The following is a 21,812-nucleotide window of genomic DNA, read 5'->3' on the forward strand; positions in this document are numbered from 1 at the left end:
CTCACCCTATCGTCTAAAATAATAGTCACTATATATTGTCGAAGTTCCCCGAATTTACATATGGGAAAACTTATAGTAATAGGAATATTTGTTCCCGTTTAATTATACCTCGTCTGTGCAAGTGATGCAATCGCGAACTAAAGATAGGAGTGGGTTAATTTATGGATATTGCGACACTTATCGGCATTATTGCCGGGATTGCCGCAGTCATTAGTGGTTTCTTATGGGAAGGTGGCCAATTATCCGGTCTGATGCAAAAGACCGCTGCTCTAATTGTATTTGGTGGAACGATCGCCGCAGTTGTTGCCAGTTTCCCTGCACATCGGCTGCGTACGATTCCTGCTGCCCTCCGCATGGCCTTTGGGCGTAACAACAATGACTCAAGCCAGTGGGTTGAAGAACTTGTAGATATGTCTTCAATTGCTCGCCGCTCAGGCGTGCTTGCTCTGGAACGAAAGGTGATGGACCATCCGCATCCATTTTTACAAGATGGTATTCAGATGGTTGTCGATGGCACAGATCAGGATGTTGTTCGTCAGATCATGGAAATGGAGATTGATTCCGTCGAACAAAAATATGAAGGTTATGCCAAAATTTTTGAATCAGCAGGCGGTTATGCTCCAACGATGGGTATCATTGGTACCGTGATGGGGCTTATTCAGGTACTTGGCAGTCTGACCGATCCTACCGGACTCGGACCAGCAATTGCTGTTGCCTTTACCGCAACCCTTTACGGGGTCGCCAGTGCCAATCTTATCTTTTTACCCATTGCTTCCAAAATTAAATCCCGTGGAGCAGACGAAATTCAAACAATGGAAATGCTGCTCGAAGGTGTACTATCCATCCAGAACGGGGAAAACCCTCAGCTTGTGCGTAAACGGCTCGAGTCCTTTACACTTACTCACCGCCAGATTACACGTCCTGTAGTGAAGGAGGGATTGGATGAGCCGGCGCAGTAAACGGCGCGGAAAACGTGAACCTGGAGATCCTCGAGATCGCTGGATGATTACCTATGCCGATCTCATTACCCTGCTGCTGATCTTTTTTGTGATCATGTATGCCATGAGCAATCTGGATTCTGGTAAATACGATGTGGTTACTCAATCGTTGCAAAATACTTTTAACCAATCCAACTCCCTGCTTGATCAAGGTGAAGGCATTGGTGGCACAGCTGGACAAGCCATTACCAAAAATCCACCTTCCCAGATTCAGGGCGAAGACCCCGGAGAAGGCAAAGGAACCTCATCAGATTCCGAGACAGGCAAGCCAGATGATGAAGATCAGCCACTTACGGAGCGGGAAGAGCAATTCAGATCACAGGAGCAGGAGCTGCAAAATCTGTTCAATGTGATTACCCAATATATCGAGGACAATAAACTGGAAAATCAGATTTTTGTTGCAGACAAGCCACAAGGTATCTCTATCACACTCAGTGACCGCTTCCTGTTTGATCAGGGAAAGGCCGCACTCAAAAGTGATGCTGCACCCACACTGAGCAAATTGGCAAGCCTGTTCCGTGATCTGAGCACGGTTGTAAGCATTGAAGGACATACGGACAACGTTCCTGTCGGAGCGAACGCAACCTATAAAGACAATTGGGAGCTTTCCGGGGAACGTGCACTATCTGTATTGCGATTTTTTCTCGATAAAGAAAAGCTTGAACCTGACGGATTTCAATATGCCGGATACGCGGATACGCGCCCAACTGGGGATAATACCACCGCAGCAGGGCGGCAAAAAAATAGACGTGTGGAAATCACCGTCTTGCGTCAACTCCAGCCATAATCTTCAACATTTCGTATGAAGCATCCTTGCTGTATTATAAAAAGCACGTTCTTACTGAATTCGATTCAGCAGAACGTGCTTTTTGTTTTCACTTCATATTTTATCGCTAAACGACAGATCCCATATTTTCTTCGTCTTACAGCAATGGAACACGATGTGATTACCTTCATCATACAAACGATTTACACATTACGCATCTACGCCCGGCTGGCTGGGACGAAGAATCGCAGAACCCACCGTCAGCAAAATGGCTGCCATGCCAAACAGTATCAGTAGCGGCATTGTAATATCCGACAACGTACCACCAGCAGAGATCGTTTCCACCGCTTGAATCGCCCATTTTTGCGGAACAAAATTAGCGAGTTTTTGCATGTAATCCGGCATGATCGACAGTGGCCAGAAACAGCCGCCAATCATACACGTCGGTGTGATAATCAGTGAATTCAGCATAGTTGCATTTTTGGATTCACGAATCAAGCCGGCAACCGTACTTGCAATCCCCATAGCGACCAGCATAAATGCGGCCAGGATGAGCATGTGGATGCCAAATGGAATCCCCGCATCATAATGAAGCACCCATCTGCTAATCCCCAGCACCAAAACAATTTGGATCAAGCCGATTGCAAAACTCCCCAGAAAATTACCCAGCGCTATTTCATAAGCGCGGACCGGAGCCGTGTAGATTCTTGTCATCGTACGCTGCCTGCGGTCTTCCATGATAACAGCAACTGTACTGGTCAGCAGCCCCATCATGAACATAATCGTAAATCCGGTCACGTTGTTCAGACCCGGTTTGGGATAAATCTGCAGCTCAGTTGCTTCACCCGAAATTTGATGTTTATCAAGTTCAAGTAACAACTCTTTAAATTTTCCTTGGGCTAGAGCTGGATCAGGAGTCTCATCCGGAGCCGCATCTGTCGCTGCCAATACTGCCGTAGCAGATTGATTCAGTCCCGCCGCCAAACCTTCAACCGCAGCTCTCAGCGTATAGGCGCTTTCACTGACACGAAGTTCCACCAGTTGGACTTCAGGCTGTCTGTCTTGCAGTAAATTATCCGTGTAATGCGCCGGGATAACGAGTCCTGAACTCCCCCTTTGCTGCGCGATGGCTTCCTTAACTTCCGCAACGTTGTTCATGGGCTTGAGCAGATATTCCTCTTTGCGGCCCAGCTCATCCAAAATCCATCTGCCTGCTGCGCCCTGATCCTCGTTTACATAAGGAATAACTGCACGTGTTCCCTCCTCGCTCCCAAACAGCGCAATTGTTCCTGTGACGACAAGGCAAGGAAGAAGAAAGAACGTGATGAAACCACGTTTGCGCAATATCGTGCGCCGGATCATCAACCAGGCAATATTCAGGCTATTCATAACGATATCCCGCCTTTCTATAGATCAGTCCCGCTGCCGCCACCATTACCGCACATACCGCACCGAGCATCATGATGCTGTACATAATCTCACTTACGGGAGCGTTCAGCATCATCCGCAGAAAACTTTGCAAAGCCCAGTGATTCACTGTAAATTCGCTTATTCGCTGTACAAAACCAACGGCAATGGGTGTGAATCCACCGCTAATAAATGTCATGGCAATAATGATGCCTTGAAGAGCTGCACTTGCCGATGCGGCATTCTTGCAAACTAGGGCAACAATCACGCCGAGAGTCATGGAAGCCAGCGTAATCAGTACACAGATCAGAACAATCAACCCGGGATGTGTGCCCCAGTTCACACCATATAACCAATGTGTCGCCAGTACGATGATGATGGCCTGCAAGAAAGCAATCAGGCTATTGCCTGCAATTTTCCCTGCAAAAATGACTCCATTGCCAATTGGAGCTGCCTGTAAGCGAGTTAGCGTTTTTTTGTCTCTTTCACCAAACAAGCTGTTGCTGGTTGTCATGCCTGAGTAAAGCATGAACATGGCGAGCATGGAAGCCGCATAATATTGTGAAGCACTATAAGAAGTGCCCACTTCTCCAGGACTGCTGACGGCTATATATGAAGTGTTCGCGCTAATGTTTTGTGAATGCTCAGTCATTGCAGCTACTGCGTCAGGACCTAACACTTTCGCCGCAGCGACCTGTCTGTTCAGTTCATCCGTGAACCGCGTAAACAAAGTCTCACCCACGACATTGAGCGTGCCATCCTTTCCCAGTATCCATTGCAACCTTGCCTCTTCCCCTTTCATGATCCGCTCTTCCAGATCCGATGGGACGATTACGGCAAAATCCAGATCACCACGACGCAGTGCACTTACAGCCTCTTCTTCCGTAGGTATGTTCCGTACCTTCATCATTTCGCTTACTGCCAGAGAAGTCACAAATGTATTTAGCGCTTTACTGATCGCATCTGAACCGGAATTCTTTTCAGTTTGAATGATCCCTACTCTCACCGGGTCAGGAATAGCTTCTTTTGCTGTCCCCATTGTACTGGAAAGTGCAGTACCCAATATAAAGATGAGCAGCAGCGGCAGAATAAACAGATTCAGCAGAACGGAACGAATTCTCAGAATCCGTCTTAATTCAAAGATGCAAATATGCCATATGTTCATCTGAATCCTCCTAGTCCCGAAGCGTACGTCCGGTCAGATTGAGGAAGAGCGTTTCCAGATCAGGCTCTTCGACCTTGAGCGATTGAATGGAGATTTCATGTTTGCTGCAAATGAAGAGCATATCCTGTAGGTCCTGCTGTGCAGAAGGCAGCGTAATGGTCAATGTATTGTCTGATACTTCTACCGCCCGCACACGGGGGTGAAGTTTCAACTCCTCCACAACGTTGGGACCAATGCCCAAAGTGGTGAGCACTATTTTTTCCTCAGATGCAACTCGTTCTCTCAGCTCTGCTTCGGTGCCACAGGCAATGATATGCCCTTGATCCATAATCGCTACCCGATGACTGATTGCTGCAACTTCCTCCATGTAATGACTTGTATAAATGATGGTTGACCCCATATGATTAAGCGTACGGACCGATTCCAAAATATGATTCCGCGATTGCGGGTCGATGCCCACTGTTGGTTCATCCATAATGATTAATTCCGGCCGATGCATAATGGCACACGCAATGTTCAGCCTGCGTTTCATACCGCCTGAGAAAGTGGACGGGGTGTCCTTCGCTTTGTCCTGCAAACCTACAAATTCGAGGGATTCCTGCACCCTTTCTTTAAGCATTTTTCCACGGAGTCCATATAACCGGGCAAAAAAAGTGACATTCTCCGCAGCGGTCATCGTTTCGTATAGAGCCAAATCCTGCGGTACCAGTCCGATTTTGCGTTTCACTTCAAGCGGCCGTTCCTTGACCGATATGCCATCCAACCGAATTTCACCCTGATCCATATTTAAAAGACCGGCAATCATGCTAATTGTGGTACTTTTCCCAGCTCCATTGGGACCAAGCAATCCAAATATTTCACCTTTACCGACACTTAGATTTAAATGATCCACTGACAGCTTGCTACCGTATCGTTTCACGACATGATCCACTTCAAGCATAGCCATAGATTATACACTCCTCTTCCGTCCAGCTTCCTGCGACTGGATTTTCATATCTGTATTGTAACGAATTATGATCTTCTGCGAAGGTACGAAAGGTCATGAAACAAAGGTGACTTAAGTCATCTTCGGTTGGGAAAACTGCCTATGATATAATCGACATACACTACCGGAAGGTATACCTTCACTTCTAAAATAAAGGATGTCTCTGACATATGCCGATGCGGTTGCTGCAATACGGTTTACTCATAGTTCCTGCGATTCTGTACATTCTGGTGCTACCCCTGGAACAAGAAGATAGCTATACTCTGTATATTATCATTGCGCTAGGACTCGCAGTTTGGAAAGACTTCTCCCGTTCAGGTATGCAGCGTTTGCTGCTTGCGGCCGAAATTCTCTTCAGCTGCTGGCTGATCGCTCTATACGGCCCATTTATGTTTTTCCTCTCCTTATCTGCGCTTTATGTGTACATGTACAAACTGGATAGGACCCAGCGGTGGTTACTGCTCTCAATTCAGCTTATAGCCAGCAATATCGCGTTACATTGGTATTACACCCCACCACAGGAGCTTCATACATGGCTTACACTTCACACAAACACGGCCATTCCTTATAGCTTCACCCAAGAGACAATGGCTCGGGTAGCAGGTAACTTGCTCCTGCTCATCACCGCAGCACTCTCATGGCAGGGTTCTAGAAGTGCGAGCAGCCATGGGCAGCTTGAACAGGTGTACGATGAGCTGCGCAGTAAACATTACGAGATTCAGGAAGCACGCGAACAATTGCTGCAATTCACGAAGCAGCTTGAAGGAGCGGCACAGGTTGAGGAGCGTACCCGGATATCCCGGCAACTTCATGATGATATTGGTCATCGCCTGATTCGCACCAAAATGATGTCTGAGGCAGCCCTCCTCACCCTCCCTATACACCCAGAACAGGGCACGGAAATGGTGAGGCAGATTCGGGATCAATTGGCCGCCAGTATGGATGACATGCGATCCACGCTTCATAAGTTGCGGCCCGACTCTTATATATCCGATGCCTACGCACTAGATCGTCTACTTGAAGACATTGGCCGGGAAACAGGGGTGAAGACGCGTTACGAAGTGCGTGGGCATTCACATGTACTCTATCCCAGCATGCAGATTGTTTTGTACAAAAATGCCAAAGAGGCCCTGACCAATGCCCTCCGTCATGGAAATGCCACTACGATTACGGTGGAACTGGAATTTGGAGAAAGAGAAATCTGTATGTCCATCAGCAACGATGGGAAGATCCATACCCTTTCCACCAATGAACAAACGAAAGGAAGACATGAAGGGTCTCGTACTAACCCGGGCGTAAAGGCAGAGTCTACAGGACTCGGCATGGGACTTGAAGGAATGCGCCTGCGCACACAGTTGGTTGGCGGGAAACTGGAGATCAAGTCGGATTATCCCTATACGGTGATTACACGCCTGCCCATGGCGAACAAGGCTGAACTGATCTAAAAAAAAGGAAGTGATTTGCTCATGGCCGACCTGAATGAAATAAATAACTCGAGCCATTCTGTCCCCCCTGAGTCCATTCGACTGATGCTTGCAGATGATGATTCCTTTATCCGTGAAAGTCTCAAAGTCCTGCTTGGACTCGATCCCGGTATCACCGTTACAGGTACAGCTTCAAACGGCCGGGAAGCTATGGAACTGTTGGAGTCAGGAACAATTGCCGACGTTGTACTTATGGATATTCGCATGCCAGATTGTGACGGAGTTGAAGGTACCCGAATTATTAAGGCAAGATTCCCTGACGTGCGTGTACTGATGCTTACCACGTTTGACGATGATGAGTATATTATCCAGGCTTTGCAAAACGGAGCCAGCGGTTATTTGCTCAAAAATGTGCCCCCTGACCGGATCATTCAAGGCATCAAGACTGTACATAACGGGGATATGTTGATTCATCCCGATATTGCTCGTAAGCTCGCGAGTCTACTCCGTCCTGCTGCAGCTCCTCAAACACATGAACCCATTGACTCTTACGGATTAACCCGTATGGAACTGGCTGTTGCAGAGGCTATATCCGAAGGGCTGTCCAATAAAGAAATTGCCGCAAAGCTATTCTTAAGCGAAGGCACGGTCAAAAACTATGTTACGGATATTCTCGGCAAGCTTAGTTTACGCGACCGGACCCAAATCGCCATTTTCATGTTAAAAAAGTAGCAAAAAGGGTATTTCCCTCGCCCAATTAGGCGGAGGAAATACCCTTTCTTCATTACATCTCTACAGATCTTTGCTCCCCCGTCGGTGCGGGTGGCAGTGCTAGTGGAGCCTCAACATCAAGCTGATCTTTCCGACGTCGTGCGAACAACTTGAGACTTACGATATGAAACAGAGTTAGCGGACGCAAGCGGAGCGCCCAGGCTTCATGATTATCCGGAGCCATGAGCACCCCGAGCTGGTGATGCTCACCTTCATAGATCGCCCGTTGCATGAACTTGCTCTCACCCTGATGATTACGTACCTCCAGCTTACAAAAGGCCGGATTCATACGCAAAGCGCGATGTAATTGCTCAGGCGAATGCACCAATACGCCATTCACCTTGTACAGGGTCTCCCCTGCTTCAATTCCCAGTTCTTCCGCAGGACTATCAGGAATGACGCCAAGCACCTTCAAGCCATGCTCAGGGTGTACAAACAGCGGGCTGCGGTTTTGCTCCTCAAAGCCACTGTACCACACCAGGAACTCATGCCCAATGAAAGCAGCCAAGGCTGCGACAACCATGAGTGGAGACCACCACGCAGCCAGGAGGCTGAGCACAAGTAGCCCTGTCCCATATAGCAACAATCGCTTTGCGGAAATCTGGACTTTTTTCCCCGGCAGCATACTTTGCGTAACTTCTCCGAATCCCAGCATAATCGGCAGCGCAACCAGCATGTAGCTATTTCCACCGCTGATCAAAGCTGTCCATGGCAATTCGGCCCCGCCCGTAACGGGAACCAGAATCAGTAACGGAATCGGCCAGAAATGCTGCAACTGGTATCCTCCAACGAGCTTGCCGCGTTTACCTTCGAAGAGCAAAGGCGATGCCATCGATACCCCTTGCATGCGTACCATCAGGGCTTCACCGATATGTAATACAGCTGCGAGCACAAGAAGTGCAGGCATATCCATCGCACGTAATGCTTCAGTGACACTTCCCATCCAACCTGCCGGCTGCCAGCCCGAAGCCATATTTAAACTAAACTGCAACACGCCAAGCAAACCTGCAGCATAAGCAAAACATAAATATCGGATACGGAATAATGCCAAGAATAACGTAGCTGCCCATATACAGATCAGGCTGCTCAGTGTAAGATGCGCCCCGAGAAACAGCGATATAACGGAGACCATTACACCGATCACAATACCTCCAAGTACTGCACGAATGGTCTGTGTTATCGAGCTTTGCAGACGAACGTGGAACAATTTACGTTCCTGTAAGAGTTGACGATGATAAACGAGAGCAATCAAGATTACCGCAATATAATAAAACGGCTGAATAAACAACTGCAACAATGCTTCTCCTAATGTGGTTAACCATGGCCAAGCCCATTCCATTGTGGACGGTCACCCCTCTCCTTCAGCCGGTTCAGAAAAAAAGAAGGCTGAAAATCAGCCTTCTTTATGGCTTCGACACTGCGGACGAAATATCCTTTGAGACATTTTCGATCGCGCGCTTCAGCTGTGCATCATATTGAGGATTGGCAATGCGTTCAATCAGAGCCGCTTCCAGTGATTCCGCGGTTTTCTCATCAATCTGGCCAGTTGCTTGAATGCCTTTTTGTTTCTGGAATGCTTTGACCGCTTCTTCTGTCTTCTGGTCATAGTATCCATCTACACGATCCGGCTTAAAGTCAAGTCCTCTCAGCATCGTCTGCGCACTTTTCACATCCGTGCTATTGCTGTCGTATTTCAAAGGTAATTTTTCTTTGTTGATTGGTGCCACCGAGAAGTAATCCGGCTGGTTCACCGCAATATCCGGTTTGATACCTTTTTCATGAATCCAGTCCCCGTTCGGAGTCAGCCATTTCGCAATGGTGATTTTCAGCAGGCTGCCATCACCCATCTGCTTGTCATAACTCGTCTGTACGGTTCCTTTACCAAAGGAATTTTCTCCAACCAACGTTGCGCCTGCCGACTGTTGCAATGCACCAGCCAAAATTTCCGACGCACTCGCACTTCCTTTGTTCATCAATACCGTAATTGGATACGATTTACCTGATCCGTTTGATTTGCTTTGTTCCTTTTTACCATTCTTGTCTTCCACTTGAACAATAACTTTGCCTTTCGGAACAAATTGCTCTGCAATATCAATAACGACCTGCAAAACACCACCCGGGTCATTACGAACATCAATGATTAAGCCCTTCATGTTCTGCTTCTCCAGCTTCGCCAGTTCTTCCTTAAAGCGATCTCCTGTGTTCAGCGAGAATTGAGTGATTGTAATCACACCAACACCGTTATCCTCCATGTGGGCGTAAACCGTCTCCAGATCAATGTCATCACGCACAATGACAAATTCAATCAGCTCGGAAGATCCGGCACGTTTAACCTGCACCTTCGCTTCACTGCCTTTTGGACCTCTGATTTTGTTAACGGCTTTGTTCAGTTCCAAACCTTGCAGGGATTCACCATTCACGGACATAATCATGTCTTTCGCGCGAATACCCGCTTTTTCGGCAGGCGATCCTTTGATCGGTGATACTACTACAACATTTCCGTCCTGTGAGGATACCTCTGCACCGATTCCGGTAAATGAACCTTCAATCGACTCCTCGAACTGGGCCGCTGTTTCCTGCCCCATATAGTTGGAGTACGGATCACCTAGAGATTCCATCATGCCGTTGATCGCACCATCAATCAGTTTGGTTCGATCCACGTCTTTATAATAGTTGCTTGAGATCAAATCCATCGCGGTTTCAATCTTCTTCAAATCGTTCTTCTGCTGCGAACTGCCTGTTACGCTGGCGAGCAATCCTTCACCAGGTGTCGTTTGTGCCAGACCAGGTGAGCTCATCAGCACCAGCGTAAGCAAGCTGCCTCCGAGAAGGGCTACAATGACAAGCAGCAGGGCCGATCTTTTCTTCATCATCCGTTTGTCACCGCCTTTAATATTGAAGCGTGTCTAATTCAATTGTTCTGTGAAACTTTCCCTGAACATGCCAGCTTAGTATATGCCTAGCTTGTACGGAATATGTTTGTTCCATTCCAACTGTTGGCTAAAAACTACAAATAGTTAAAAGGATTCACTGCTGTTCCATTATCACGTACTTCAAAATGCAAATGCGGTCCAGTGGAGTTGCCTGTACTACCTGATTCAGCAATAATATCGCCACGGCTTACCGTGTCACCCTTGCTTACCTTAAATCCGCCTTCACGTAAATGACCGTAAAGCGTCCATAGTCCGCCTCCATGGTCAACAATGACGGTGTAACCATATCCACTATACCATTCAGCCATGATGACGATCCCGCCAGAAGCAGCATGAACGGACGTTCCTTGAGCAACAGCAAAGTCTACACCTGCATGCATTTTACCTACTTCACCCGTGATCGGGTGAATACGAGGTCCAAAACCAGAAGATACACGCGCACCTGATACTGGCATACCAAAGATGCCGTTACCACTGGAGTATGACGTGCTACTGCTACTGCTGCTGCTGTTGGAGCTAACCTTGGTCGCCGCCTTCGCAGCTGCCGCGGCACGTGCAGCTGCTGCTGCTTTTGCTTTGGCTGCTGCCGCCGCTTGCTGCTCACGCAATTTATTTTTCTCTTGCAGAAGGGCCGAACGTTTGCTGGCAATCTGCATCAATACGTCTTCCTGCTCTTGCGTCAGTTCTTCCGACTCTTCAATTTTAGCATCATAAGAAGCGAGAAGCACTTGCTTCTCCTGTTCCTTCTCATTCAATTGGGACTTACGCTGTTTCTTCTGCGCATACAGACTCTTGGCTTCTGCATATTGCACATCCAGTTCTGCTTTTTTATCCACGACGAGCTGCTTATCCTTTTTGTGTTCATCCAACAAGTGCTGATCCTGATCCACAATCGTTTTCAGTGAATCGGCACGAGTCAGGAAATCAGAGAAGCTTGTTGAAGTTAACAACACATCGAGATAAGAAACGGCACCATCTGTATACATCAGCCGTACACGTGATTCAAGTAATTTCTCTCTTGCAACGATACGTTCTTCTGCGGCTTGCAGATCTTTTTTCGTTGTCCGAAGATCCTCTTCCGTATTTTCAATCTGCAACGATACGTTTGCCAGCTCATCACTAACCACATTGATCTGCTCCATGACGACTTTCAAGTAAGCATTGGTCTTGTTCTTGTAATGCTGGGCTTCCTTTTTGTTGCTGGCAGCCTTTTGCTGCTCCTTTTTGGCCGAAGCTGCCTTATTCTCCAGTTGCTGAATCTGCTGATCAATGTCGCTAATGCTACTCTTGGCATATCCGTCAGAAGGTTGAAGCGTCAAACTGGCCAATAACGTTAAAGCCAGCAGCGAAGCTGTTTTTTTCAAAATGTGATCCCCCATCCTATGATTTCACAAGAAAGCAACCTGCACAGGTGGTGAACAGCATGTTCTTTGCTTTCTTTACACTAAAGACTCCGTCCTTACTACATATCGTCAAACAGCGTTCAGTTGTGAACCTGCTTTGCCATTCTTTTCCGATTAAACGTTAAGAGATTTGCGGATGGACAATGTACTTCCCAAAATACCGACCAGTACACCCAGTCCGATCAACAATGTTCCAAACAGCAGCCAAATATCACCGAGTGGAATTAGATTAAGCATCTGCATGAATACATCCTGACCAATCGTGGCCATCAGGCGGCTGTAACCAAAGAACAGTACCGCTACCGTAATCGCCGAACCGATCAATCCAATCAATGCCCCTTCGACAAAGAAAGGCCAACGTATGAACGTGTTGGTTGCCCCAACCAGTTTCATAATACCGATCTCCCGGCGCCGGGCCAGAATCGTTACGCGAATCGTATTCGAGATCAGGAACATGGACATCAACCCCAGTCCCCCGACAAAAATAAATCCGATATTCCGGACAAGCTTCGTAAATTTGAACAACACTTCCACCGTTTCTTTGCCGTAGTTCACTTTCATGATCGGCTTCTCCGGGTGTTTATCGTTCAATGCTTCGATTTTTTGCGCCACAAAAGTGACGGTTTCCGGTTCGATGACCTCTACTTCAATAGTCTCCGGCAGTGGATTGTTATCCACATCGAAACCGCTCAGCACATTGTCTGCACTTTCTCCGAGACGTTCACGAAACTCCTTGAGTCCTTCTTCTTTGGAGACAAAACGAATCTCACTGACTTCAGGCATGGCACTGATTTCCTGCTCCAGCGTGTTGCGCAGGTTCTCATCCACGTTCAGCTCGAGAAACGTACTGATCTCGACCTGACTGTCCACCTGGTTGGCCATGGAATTCACATTAAGCACCAGCAGCATGAACACGCCCAGAATGAGCAATGACACGATAATGGACATGATGGAGGCCACGGACATCCAGCCGTTGCGGAATACGTTTTTGAATCCCTCCCGCAAATGGCGCAAGAGAGTACTAAAATTCATAACCGTATTCCCCTCTCATCTGATCCCGTACAATCTGTCCCCGTTCAATCGCAATAACCCGTTTACGCATCGTATTGACGATATCCTTGTTGTGGGTCGCCATGACAATGGTTGTTCCGCGGAAATTAATCTCATCCAGTAGCTGCATAATGCCCCATGACGTCTCCGGATCAAGGTTACCCGTAGGCTCGTCCGCAATAATAACAGACGGATTGTTCACGATGGCACGTGCGATGGCAATACGCTGCTGTTCTCCACCCGACAACTGTGAAGGTTCACGATTCGCCTTGCTGCGCAATCCAACCAGATCAAGCACTTCCATCACTCGTTTCTTGATGTGGCGCTTCGGTGCTTCTATAACTTCCATGGCAAATGCCACATTCTCAAATGCCGTCATGCGTGGCAGCAACCTGAAATCCTGGAACACAACGCCGATATTCCGGCGTACGTAAGGAATTTTGCGTGGCTTTAACTTTCCGATATTAAATCCGTTAATGGATATTTGTCCTTTGGTCGGAACTTCTTCCCTGTACATCAATTTCATAAATGTCGATTTGCCTGCGCCGGACGGACCGACGATATAGACAAATTCATTGCGGTCGATCTTCACCGACACCCCTTGTAATGCGTGGGTACCATTGGCGTAGGTCTTCCACACGTCCTGCATTTCTATCACATCATCACTTCCCGTTGCATAGTTAGCCATTATCATTTCGACACAATCCCGGCATTTCCTTTAAAAAGACCTGAATTTCATCAGGGAAAATCCATTTCACCCCTTTTTCGATGGTGAAGCATGGATTCATATGAATTTTATTGTAACAAATTTGTTACCTATTGAGTACCCGAAAGTTTTCCATCATTGGATCATATATATGGAAAGTGTTACGAAATGCGGAACAACAGAAGTACAAAGGAGCGTTCGGATATGAAAAAAATACATTTGATGGTCATTGCACTGTTCTCCATCCTATTAATCGGTTCCGCGTCCTATGGATTGCTGTATATGTACGTGAACCAACCCGCCCTACCCGAAGGTGTACGTGTTGGGGAGTGGTCGGTTGAGGGCGTGAATCGCAAGGAGGTTTTACCGGCACTGGATGAACGATTAAAACAAATGGAAGCGTGGCCGATCACCCTGGAGGTTCAAGATCCTGCACCAAAAACGATGATGTTCACGGCCGCCCAGACAGGCGCCAGCTACAGTGCTGACGACTTCCGGACAGCTGTGCAGCAACTGGATGAAGGCAATCTGTGGGAGCGCGCTTACGCTCGATATCATTTCATCAAGGAGTGGTCCCTGAAGCTGACGTACAATTCAAAATCACTGAGAGAGCAGCTGACTCCTGCCTGGGAAAAGGAAACCTTCGGTACACCCGCGAACGCTGTTCGCCGCATTACCGCAAGTGACAAGGTCCAGTACATCCCTGAAAAAGGCGTCCGCCGGATCGCTTGGGATGAACTCGCGAGCCTGATGCAAGCTAAACTGCACCGGGATTTCGCTCCACTGGACCATGATACGAAGCCAAACCCGCTGTTGATTCAGCTGCCGTTGTATACGCTGCAACCCGAAGTGACTCTCGATTCGCTGCGCCAAGAGGGAATTGATCGGAAGATCATTCAGTTCTCCACTAGCCTCGGAAACAGCAGCGCAGGCCGGATACATAACGTCAGCGCAGCAGCACAAGCCGTTAACGGCATGATTTTGCCTCCAAATGGTACTTTTGATTATGAGAAGGTCATTAGGAAGGCCGAGGAGGACTATGGTTTCCGGGAAGCCCCGGTCATCGTGAATGGGCAGCTAACCCCTGGCATTGGAGGCGGCATCTGCCAGGTATCAAGCACAGTCTATAACGCAGCCTTGTTGACCGGACTGGATATTGTAGAACGCCGTAACCATTCCCTGCCCGTCAAATATTTGCCAAAGGGACTGGATGCCACGTTTGCCTCAGGCTCGATCAATTTTCGGTTCAAAAACAATACCGGCAAGTCTCTGCTCATTCATGCCAAAGTGGAAGGTGGAAGCTTAACGGTCAAATTTTTCGGCACCTTCCCGGAGAACGTCAGTTATGCACTTGAATCCCGTACAATTGAGACATTAAGTGCTCCCGTGAAATATGTATCGAGCAACGTACTGCCTGACGGTGCCCAGCAGGTGCTCCAGAACGGTCAACCCGGATATATTGTAGAAACGATGCGCACCAAAAAGGTGGATGGCAAAATCGTTGAATCCAAGACCATTACACGTGACACATACAAAGCCCAGAATCGCCTGATTGCTCGCTCTGGTCATACTAACCTGCCTGATCCCAAGGAGCCTTCTGTCGTAGAGGATGGCATCAGCGACACGAAGCAGCCTTAATCTTCCTTTCACTTGTGCACACATGGATAAGCTCATCCCTGCAAAGGTAATAACAAATAGAAAAAGACACATCTCCCGTTCCCCATTCTGGGTCCCTCGAGAGATGTGTCTTTGGTTTGTTTTACAGATACATATTATGTTTGATTAGACTGAAACCTTTAATGTCCGCCTGTGTACTCTTTCTGCTCTTCGCCGATAACCATCTTCTCATTACCCATAAAGAATGCAGCAATCAACGCGAGTGCGGCCGGGATCGCTGCCCAGGCAAAGAGCTGCACGATGGATGAAGACAACGCGTGTGTAATGGCGTCCAGCACCTGAGGCGGAATCGCCTTTCTCAGCTCTGGCGATAACAGCGCATGTGGATCACTCAGATTCACTCCCTGAGGCACGCCGCCTGCAGGAGCACCAGCGCCCACTGCTTCTGCCGCTGATCCGGCGAGGGCATCATTCATTTTGCGCGTAAACACCTGGCTCTGCACGATACCAAAGATCGTAATGCCCATCGTCATCCCAAGTGAACGCAGGAAGTTAAGTGTGGAGCTTGCTGCTCCGCGTCTTTGCGGTTCAAATGCGTTCATGGCTGCATTACTTAGTACCGAGAACGACGCTCCAACACCGAGACCAATCATCACCATGAATATACGTATCGTCCATAAAGATGAAGTTTCATCCAGCGTCGTCAGCAATCCAAGACCAACCACCAGCAAGGCCAGCGTAGGAATCATAATGTTACGATACTTGATTTTGGTCATCAGCACCCCACCCATGGAAGCCGTCACAACAGACCCCAGCATCATAGGCAATAACACGAGGCCAGAGTTGGTCGCTTTGCCACCGAGTACCCCCTGGATGAAGATTGGAATATACACGGATGCGGTAATAAACGCCGCACCACTGAACATGCCAATAACATTACTGGACCAGTACACCCGGTTGCGGAACATGCCGAAGGAGATAATGGGTTCCTTGGCTCTCGTTTCTGCAAACAGGAAGAGCAGCGCTAACACCACGAATCCGGCAAACAAGCCGAGAATCTGCCATGAACCCCAGGCAAACGTTTTGCCACCCAGTTCAAGCCCGAAGATGAGACAGACTACTGCACCAATTAGTGTGATTGCACCGAGCCAGTCAATCTGTTGAGATTGATGCTGATGAGATTCTTTGTAGAAAAATGCAATAAACACAAACGCAATCAGACCAAGCGGCAGGTTGATATAAAATACCCATTCCCATGTCGCGTACTGCGTAATGTAAGCACCCAGTAGTGGGCCGAATACGCTGGATAAACCAAACACGGCTCCGAACAAACCGCCCAATTTACCCCGTGATTCCGGTGCGACCACATCAAACATGATTGTAAAGGCAATCGGCACCAATGCACCCGCACCAATACCTTGAATAGCTCTGTACATCGTCAGCTCAACGATTGATGTTGCCGTCCCACATAATGCAGATCCGAGCATAAATACCAGTATTCCAAAAACAAAAAACTTTTTCCGTCCGTACATGTCGGATAACTTACCGAAGATTGGCATACCCGCCATCTCGGCCACCATGTAAGCGGAGGTCACCCATACGAACTTGTCGAGCCCACCCAGCTTCCCGACAATATCGCCCATAGCTGTTGCCACGATGGTATTGTCCATCGAAGCCATCAGTATGCTCAGCAGCAGCCCTGCCAGCACCAATCCAATATTATTTTTACGTGTAGCCATTCTACTCAATCTCTCCCATTCACATCCGATTCATATGACTGAATTAGTATATCCGAAAAGTTACGGCGGATAATCAGTCCAAGGACCGATTGCTTTGCACCAAAACTTCCGATTGCGGATGAATTTGCAGAGAAGAGCGGTATTCCACCGTACCAATTCGGCAGCCTTGGCCAATTTTTATTTTATCTCCTCGTACAACCTCGGCCTCCGTGCTCTCAAGTTCAATTTCGTCGCCTTCGATCAGATCGGCCTTGAGAATAGACTTGTTACCAGTGAACAAACCCTCCAGCAGTTTTCCCCGCGAACTCTTCACTGAAATGATGGAACCGCCCATTTCCTTGACCTCGGATGGACCCATAATTTTGAGTGTCATACTTTCGGCACTGAGCATACCCGTTATCGTGAAACGGCCATTCAACTTCATATTCTCCACCTGACAATCACCTGATACATGAAGCTCGCCTACTACTTTCATATGTTCAGCTTTTGCATACAGGTTAGAAGCATGATTGCCTTCCTGTTCATCGGAACCAACATCAGATCGCTCTTTCAGGGTAAGGGTTCCCGTAATTTTGATATCGGTTGATTCAAGAGATCCGTATATGACGGATGTGCCGGTGCATTTGAATTGATCACAGAACAGATTATCGTTAAATGACGAATCTCCCACTACCTTGACCTTGCCGTATACACCGCCAGAAGAACTGCCGTCGCCGATGATGCTAATGTCATGTTTTTTATCCAACGAACCAGCAAAATGGTTATTCAAATCGATCACATCCCTTTTCTTTTCATATCAAAATTCAAATCCGCTGACTGCTGCCCACCTTGGCATCTGGATCAACCTCTAGTTCACCCGAATATTCAACCAACCTGATGTTACAGCCGCGACCAATATGAACCTTGCTGCCACGAACAATATCAGCCTCGGTATCTTCCAGCACGATTTCATCCCCCTCAATCAAAGATGTCTTGAAGGACGGGGTACCACCCAGACCAATACTTTTCCAAAAACCAGTCTGTTCCTTACGACGAATATCGATGCGTTCCCCGCCAATTTCTTTGGCCGAAGAAGATGTATGCAGTCTGATCTCTACCGTCCCCGCATTCAGAAAGCCACTAATTTTAATATTGCCCTGTACGTTCAGGGTCTCACATTGTACGTCGCCTTCAATATCGATTACACCACCAATATCTATCCGTTCCCCATCTACCCGACCACGTACAGTACACTTCCCGTTAACTTCTAGCTCAGGACTTCGGAGGTCTCCATTAATGGTTGTCAAACCGTCCACACGAACACGAGAACTAATCAAGGGGCCGTTCAGCGTGCACATACCGTTGATCGTTGCACTCTCAGAGCTCAAAGCTCCGTGCATCTTCATTGTTCCATTCACATTCAGGGACGTACAGTCCAGGTTACCGTTTACCTTAGCCATTCCATCAATGGATACCCGGTGAAAATTCCCGCCTGCCGTTTGGCTCATGCCCGCTACGTTCAGATCATTGCGCAAATTACGTTCCTCCATATATGATCCTCTCCTTATCCCAATTTGAGTTTTAGCTCTTCCATGAACGTTCCCATGGACTGCCTGAGAACAACCTTCACTCCATTGTCAAAATAAAGCTCTGTTCCTGCCGTGACCAGCATGAAGGAAGGAACACCCATCTTGCGAATAAGCACCAGTTCGCTTGGTTTGCCTGTGAAACGATAGTAGTGCTCGGACATGACATCGATCAGCAGCGAACCCTCCTGCCGGGTAATATCTCCGCTCATTAGCAGCTTATCAAGTACGTAAAGCATCATAATCTGCTCCAAAGCATACAGCCGCTGCTCCCGACCCGCTTCTTTCAACAGCTCAAGCGAAATATTCGAAACAATGTTTCGCTCTAACAGCTCTTGAGCGGACATTTCCACTTCACCCAAAGTTGGTGAAAACACATCTGCCAGTTCATCCAGCGACAAGCCGTCTTTCATATTGAGAATCTTGTCAATCCGCAGTAAAATCTGTTGTTTTGGAAAAAAAGTTTCTTGTCCCGTATAGGACGACTTCCGAATAAACCATTCCTCCGGAATGAGATTTTTCCGCTTCCAGCGGTACAACTGGCCGTAGGAGATACCCGTCAGGTCCAGCAATTCTTTTTTGGAGATCAAATCATCCGTCATATATGGTCCCCCTTTGTGTTGAACACAGTGTAACATAACATTGTTACGCTGTAAAGAAGGCGAATAACTAGTGGTTAATTTCTTATTATTGCAATGAAAAGACTTTGCGTTTAACCTGTTTATTATAGACACTATGGAACCATTATGGATTCAGATCCCTTCCTATAGAATCGGGTCAGAACACATCGTTAATGGACTTATGAAAGGGGTTTCTCATATATATGGCACTTATTAAATGTGACTTTTACTCTGACACGCTTGGTCTAAGCACCAGTATGCATGTTATTCTTCCACAACAGACCCACAATCAGATTGGCATGGAGAACGTATCCGGCCAAGGGTTACATCCCACGCTGTATCTGCTGCACGGGCTATCGGATGATGACTCCATTTGGCTGCGCCGTACATCCATCGAACGATATGTTGCGGACCTTGGTATTGCCGTTGTGATGCCTCAGGTACATCGCAGCTTCTATACGGATATGGCGGAAGGCGGACGCTACTGGACATTCATCAGTGAAGAGCTGCCTGCACTTGCACGTTCCTTCTTCCCACTATCACACAAACGTGAGGACAACTTTGTTGCTGGCTTGTCCATGGGTGGCTACGGAGCATTCAAGCTGGCACTTCACAAACCGGAGCAATACGCCGCTGCGGCAAGTTTGTCTGGAGCACTCGACATGGTAGCGCATATGGATAACCGAATTGTTAAGGCATTAAGTGATGCTGAGTTCAAACGGATTTTCGGAGCAGAAATTAAAGGTTCGGAGAATGACTTGCTGCATCTGCTCGAAGAAAGCAAAGCAAGTCAGGGTCCAAAACCTTTGCTCTACCAATGCTGTGGGACAGAGGACTTCCTGTATGACGAGAATCAAACGTTCCGTCAAGCTTGTGCACAGACAGATTTCCAGCTGACGTACGAGGAAGAACCCGGTGGACATGACTGGGGATATTGGGACGAGAAGATTCAGAATGTGCTGAAATGGTTGCCTTTACGTGAACGTGAATAGCCGAACAGGAGCACTCCAATGACAGAACAACCTTCCGATCGTTGTTAACGTGTAAATGTTGAGTTGAAAATATCTAAATCGTTGTCACACACAAAAAAGCAGGCCCTTGAGAAAAATTCTCGGCCTGCTTTTGCGTTGTATATCTTTATTTCATTATAGTAAATGCGCGTGATTAACCCCGATTGGTGATCCATTGCTCCGTAATTTCAAGCACCTTTTCACTACGTCCAATCGCCTCAGTCACCTGGTTCGAAGCTGTTCCGCCGTACACATTACGAGCATTTACAACCGCTTCTGGTTGCAGCACATCGTAAATACGCTCATCGAACAATGGGGAGAATTGACGGAATTCATCGATGGTCAGATCCAGCAGATACTTGCCGTTCTGGATACAGTACAATACGGTTTTCCCAATAACCTCATGGGCCTGACGGAAAGGCAAACCTTCGCCCACGAGGAAGTCCGCAATATCCGTAGCGTTCGAGAAATCCTGATTGACCGCTTGACGCATCCGACCCTTGTTGACCGTCATCGTCGCAATCATCGGAGCGAACAATTGAAGTGCGCCTTCCAGCGTCGCTACCGTGTCAAACATACCTTCTTTGTCTTCCTGCATGTCCTTGTTGTACGCGAGCGGCAGAGATTTTAACACGGTCAGCAAACCGATCAGGTTGCCGTACACACGCCCTGTTTTACCACGAACAAGTTCCGGAACGTCCGGATTTTTTTTCTGTGGCATAATGCTGCTGCCTGTGCAGAATGCGTCATCCAGTTCAACAAAACCAAACTCCGTGCTGCTCCACAGGACCAACTCTTCGCTCAGACGGGACAAGTGAGTCATGATCAGCGAAGCGGCTGCCAGGAACTCCACGATAAAGTCACGGTCACTGACCGCGTCCAGACTGTTCTCGTACACACCATCGAAGCCCAGTTGTTCCGCCACAAAATGACGATCAATTGGGAACGTTGTGCCTGCAAGCGCACCTGCACCCAGTGGCAGCACGTTAATGCGTTTGTAGCTATCCATCAGACGCTCTGCATCCCGTTGGAACATCGATACATACGCCATCAGATGATGGGCGAACAGAATCGGTTGTGCACGTTGAAGATGCGTATACCCCGGTACAATCGTATCAAGATTGTCTTTGGCTTGTCCGATCAGCGCTTCCTGCAACGAATGCAGCATGCCAACAAACCCAACCACGCGCTCACGCAAGTACAAGTGCATATCCGTTGCCACTTGGTCATTCCGGCTGCGTCCTGTATGTAATTTGCCGCCCACAGGGCCGATGGTATCGATCAGGTTTTTCTCAATGTTCATGTGGATGTCTTCATCCGATACGGAGAATTCCACTTCGCCTGCACGGATTTTATGCAGAACTGTGATCAAACCTTCCTTGATCGTTTCTACATCCTCTGCTGGCAGAATGCCGCATTTGCCCAGCATTGTTACATGAGCCAGACTTCCTTGAATATCTTCCTCGGCTAAAGCTTTGTCAAAGTTGATTGACGCGGTATATTCCTCAACCAGGTGATTGGTTTGTTTGGTAAAACGTCCTCCCCACAGCTTGCTCACAGTGAGTACTCCCCTTTCGCTCATGGACAAAGCCGCTCCTGCCAGATGTGCAAGAACGGCCCGCCTTGTCAGTTATTATCGTGATGCTTTATATG

At 47.8% G+C, this 21,812-nt stretch carries 19 protein-coding genes; 6 read left to right on the forward strand and 13 right to left on the reverse strand.

What is annotated here, in order from left to right; translation table 11 throughout:
• Positions 1-161 precede the first annotated feature (161 nt).
• Both RS891_RS28390 and RS891_RS28395 read left to right on the forward strand, forming a co-directional pair.
• Positions 162-959, forward strand: a complete 798-nt coding sequence (locus RS891_RS28390; RefSeq protein WP_315793771.1) for a flagellar motor protein — start codon at positions 162-164, stop codon at positions 957-959.
• Positions 943-1,785, forward strand: a complete 843-nt coding sequence (locus RS891_RS28395; RefSeq protein WP_315793772.1) for a flagellar motor protein MotB — start codon at positions 943-945, stop codon at positions 1,783-1,785. Before RS891_RS28390 ends, RS891_RS28395 begins: the two co-directional genes overlap by 17 nt.
• Before the next feature lie 189 nt (positions 1,786-1,974).
• On the opposite strand, the gene RS891_RS28400 is transcribed toward RS891_RS28395, so the two are convergent.
• From RS891_RS28400 to RS891_RS28410, 3 genes are read right to left on the reverse strand one after another with little or no spacing between them, the layout of a single operon-like run.
• A complete protein-coding gene (locus tag RS891_RS28400; RefSeq protein ID WP_113055777.1) occupies positions 1,975-3,153 on the reverse strand; it encodes an ABC transporter permease in 1,179 nt (392 codons plus the stop codon).
• Complete coding sequence (locus tag RS891_RS28405; protein ID WP_113055778.1) at positions 3,146-4,336, reverse strand: ABC transporter permease; 1,191 nt, start codon at positions 4,334-4,336, stop codon at positions 3,146-3,148. Before RS891_RS28405 ends, RS891_RS28400 begins: the two co-directional genes overlap by 8 nt.
• A gap of 10 nt (positions 4,337-4,346) precedes the next feature.
• Positions 4,347-5,282 carry an ABC transporter ATP-binding protein gene (locus RS891_RS28410; protein WP_315793773.1) on the reverse strand — a complete coding sequence of 312 codons (936 nt, stop codon included), beginning with the start codon at positions 5,280-5,282 and terminating at the stop codon, positions 4,347-4,349.
• A 209-nt stretch (positions 5,283-5,491) separates the two neighbouring features.
• Here RS891_RS28410 and RS891_RS28415 point away from each other — a divergent pair, with 209 nt between their 5' ends.
• Together RS891_RS28415 and RS891_RS28420 are read left to right on the forward strand one after the other, a co-directional pair.
• On the forward strand, positions 5,492-6,766 hold the full coding sequence (locus RS891_RS28415) for a sensor histidine kinase (protein WP_315793774.1): 1,275 nt from the start codon (positions 5,492-5,494) through the stop codon (positions 6,764-6,766).
• A 21-nt stretch (positions 6,767-6,787) separates the two neighbouring features.
• Positions 6,788-7,477: a response regulator transcription factor gene (locus RS891_RS28420; protein WP_315793775.1), complete on the forward strand. Its 690-nt coding sequence runs from the start codon at positions 6,788-6,790 to the stop codon at positions 7,475-7,477.
• 52 nt (positions 7,478-7,529) lie between these two features.
• Here RS891_RS28420 and RS891_RS28425 read toward each other — a convergent pair whose 3' ends face one another.
• The 5 genes from RS891_RS28425 to ftsE all read right to left on the reverse strand — a co-directional run bounded on the left by RS891_RS28425 (position 7,530) and on the right by ftsE (position 13,560).
• Positions 7,530-8,855 carry a PDZ domain-containing protein gene (locus tag RS891_RS28425; RefSeq protein ID WP_315793776.1) on the reverse strand — a complete coding sequence of 442 codons (1,326 nt, stop codon included), beginning with the start codon at positions 8,853-8,855 and terminating at the stop codon, positions 7,530-7,532.
• Between the two features lie 64 nt (positions 8,856-8,919).
• Positions 8,920-10,389 (reverse strand): S41 family peptidase, encoded by a 1,470-nt coding sequence (locus RS891_RS28430; RefSeq protein ID WP_076287642.1) that lies wholly within the window; start codon positions 10,387-10,389, stop codon positions 8,920-8,922.
• Positions 10,390-10,523: 134 nt separating this feature from the next.
• A complete protein-coding gene (locus RS891_RS28435; protein ID WP_113055783.1) occupies positions 10,524-11,813 on the reverse strand; it encodes a murein hydrolase activator EnvC family protein in 1,290 nt (429 codons plus the stop codon).
• Between the two features lie 153 nt (positions 11,814-11,966).
• Positions 11,967-12,884 (reverse strand): permease-like cell division protein FtsX, encoded by a 918-nt coding sequence (gene ftsX / locus RS891_RS28440; protein WP_063567509.1) that lies wholly within the window; start codon positions 12,882-12,884, stop codon positions 11,967-11,969.
• Positions 12,874-13,560: a cell division ATP-binding protein FtsE gene (gene ftsE / locus RS891_RS28445; RefSeq protein ID WP_024631580.1), complete on the reverse strand. Its 687-nt coding sequence runs from the start codon at positions 13,558-13,560 to the stop codon at positions 12,874-12,876. The genes ftsX and ftsE overlap by 11 nt, the downstream gene beginning before the upstream one ends.
• Before the next feature lie 252 nt (positions 13,561-13,812).
• On the opposite strand from ftsE, the gene RS891_RS28450 reads away from it, so the two are divergent.
• Positions 13,813-15,246: a VanW family protein gene (locus RS891_RS28450; RefSeq protein WP_315793777.1), complete on the forward strand. Its 1,434-nt coding sequence runs from the start codon at positions 13,813-13,815 to the stop codon at positions 15,244-15,246.
• A 158-nt stretch (positions 15,247-15,404) separates the two neighbouring features.
• Here the strand turns inward: RS891_RS28450 and RS891_RS28455 are convergent, their stop codons facing one another.
• The 4 genes from RS891_RS28455 to RS891_RS28470 form a co-directional block, all read right to left on the reverse strand.
• The gene (locus RS891_RS28455; protein ID WP_315793778.1) at positions 15,405-16,964 is read right to left on the reverse strand and encodes an MDR family MFS transporter; all 1,560 of its coding nucleotides are present in this window, start codon (positions 16,962-16,964) and stop codon (positions 15,405-15,407) included.
• A gap of 73 nt (positions 16,965-17,037) precedes the next feature.
• Entirely contained in the window at positions 17,038-17,733 is a 696-nt protein-coding gene (locus RS891_RS28460) for a hypothetical protein (protein WP_315793779.1), read from the reverse strand.
• A 34-nt stretch (positions 17,734-17,767) separates the two neighbouring features.
• Positions 17,768-18,493, reverse strand: a complete 726-nt coding sequence (locus RS891_RS28465) for a polymer-forming cytoskeletal protein (RefSeq protein WP_113055788.1) — start codon at positions 18,491-18,493, stop codon at positions 17,768-17,770.
• A gap of 14 nt (positions 18,494-18,507) precedes the next feature.
• Complete coding sequence (locus tag RS891_RS28470) at positions 18,508-19,131, reverse strand: YhbD family protein (RefSeq protein WP_113055789.1); 624 nt, start codon at positions 19,129-19,131, stop codon at positions 18,508-18,510.
• 221 nt (positions 19,132-19,352) lie between these two features.
• Between RS891_RS28470 and RS891_RS28475 the strand changes: the two genes are divergently transcribed.
• On the forward strand, positions 19,353-20,141 hold the full coding sequence (locus RS891_RS28475; RefSeq protein WP_315793781.1) for an alpha/beta hydrolase: 789 nt from the start codon (positions 19,353-19,355) through the stop codon (positions 20,139-20,141).
• Positions 20,142-20,313: 172 nt separating this feature from the next.
• On the opposite strand, the gene argH is transcribed toward RS891_RS28475, so the two are convergent.
• Complete coding sequence (argH, locus tag RS891_RS28480) at positions 20,314-21,717, reverse strand: argininosuccinate lyase (protein WP_315796473.1); 1,404 nt, start codon at positions 21,715-21,717, stop codon at positions 20,314-20,316.
• Between the last annotated feature and the right edge of the window lie 95 nt (positions 21,718-21,812).

It is taken from the genome of Paenibacillus sp. BIC5C1 (assembly GCF_032399705.1).
In the GTDB taxonomy this organism is placed as follows: Bacteria; Bacillota; Bacilli; order Paenibacillales; family Paenibacillaceae; genus Paenibacillus; species Paenibacillus taichungensis_A.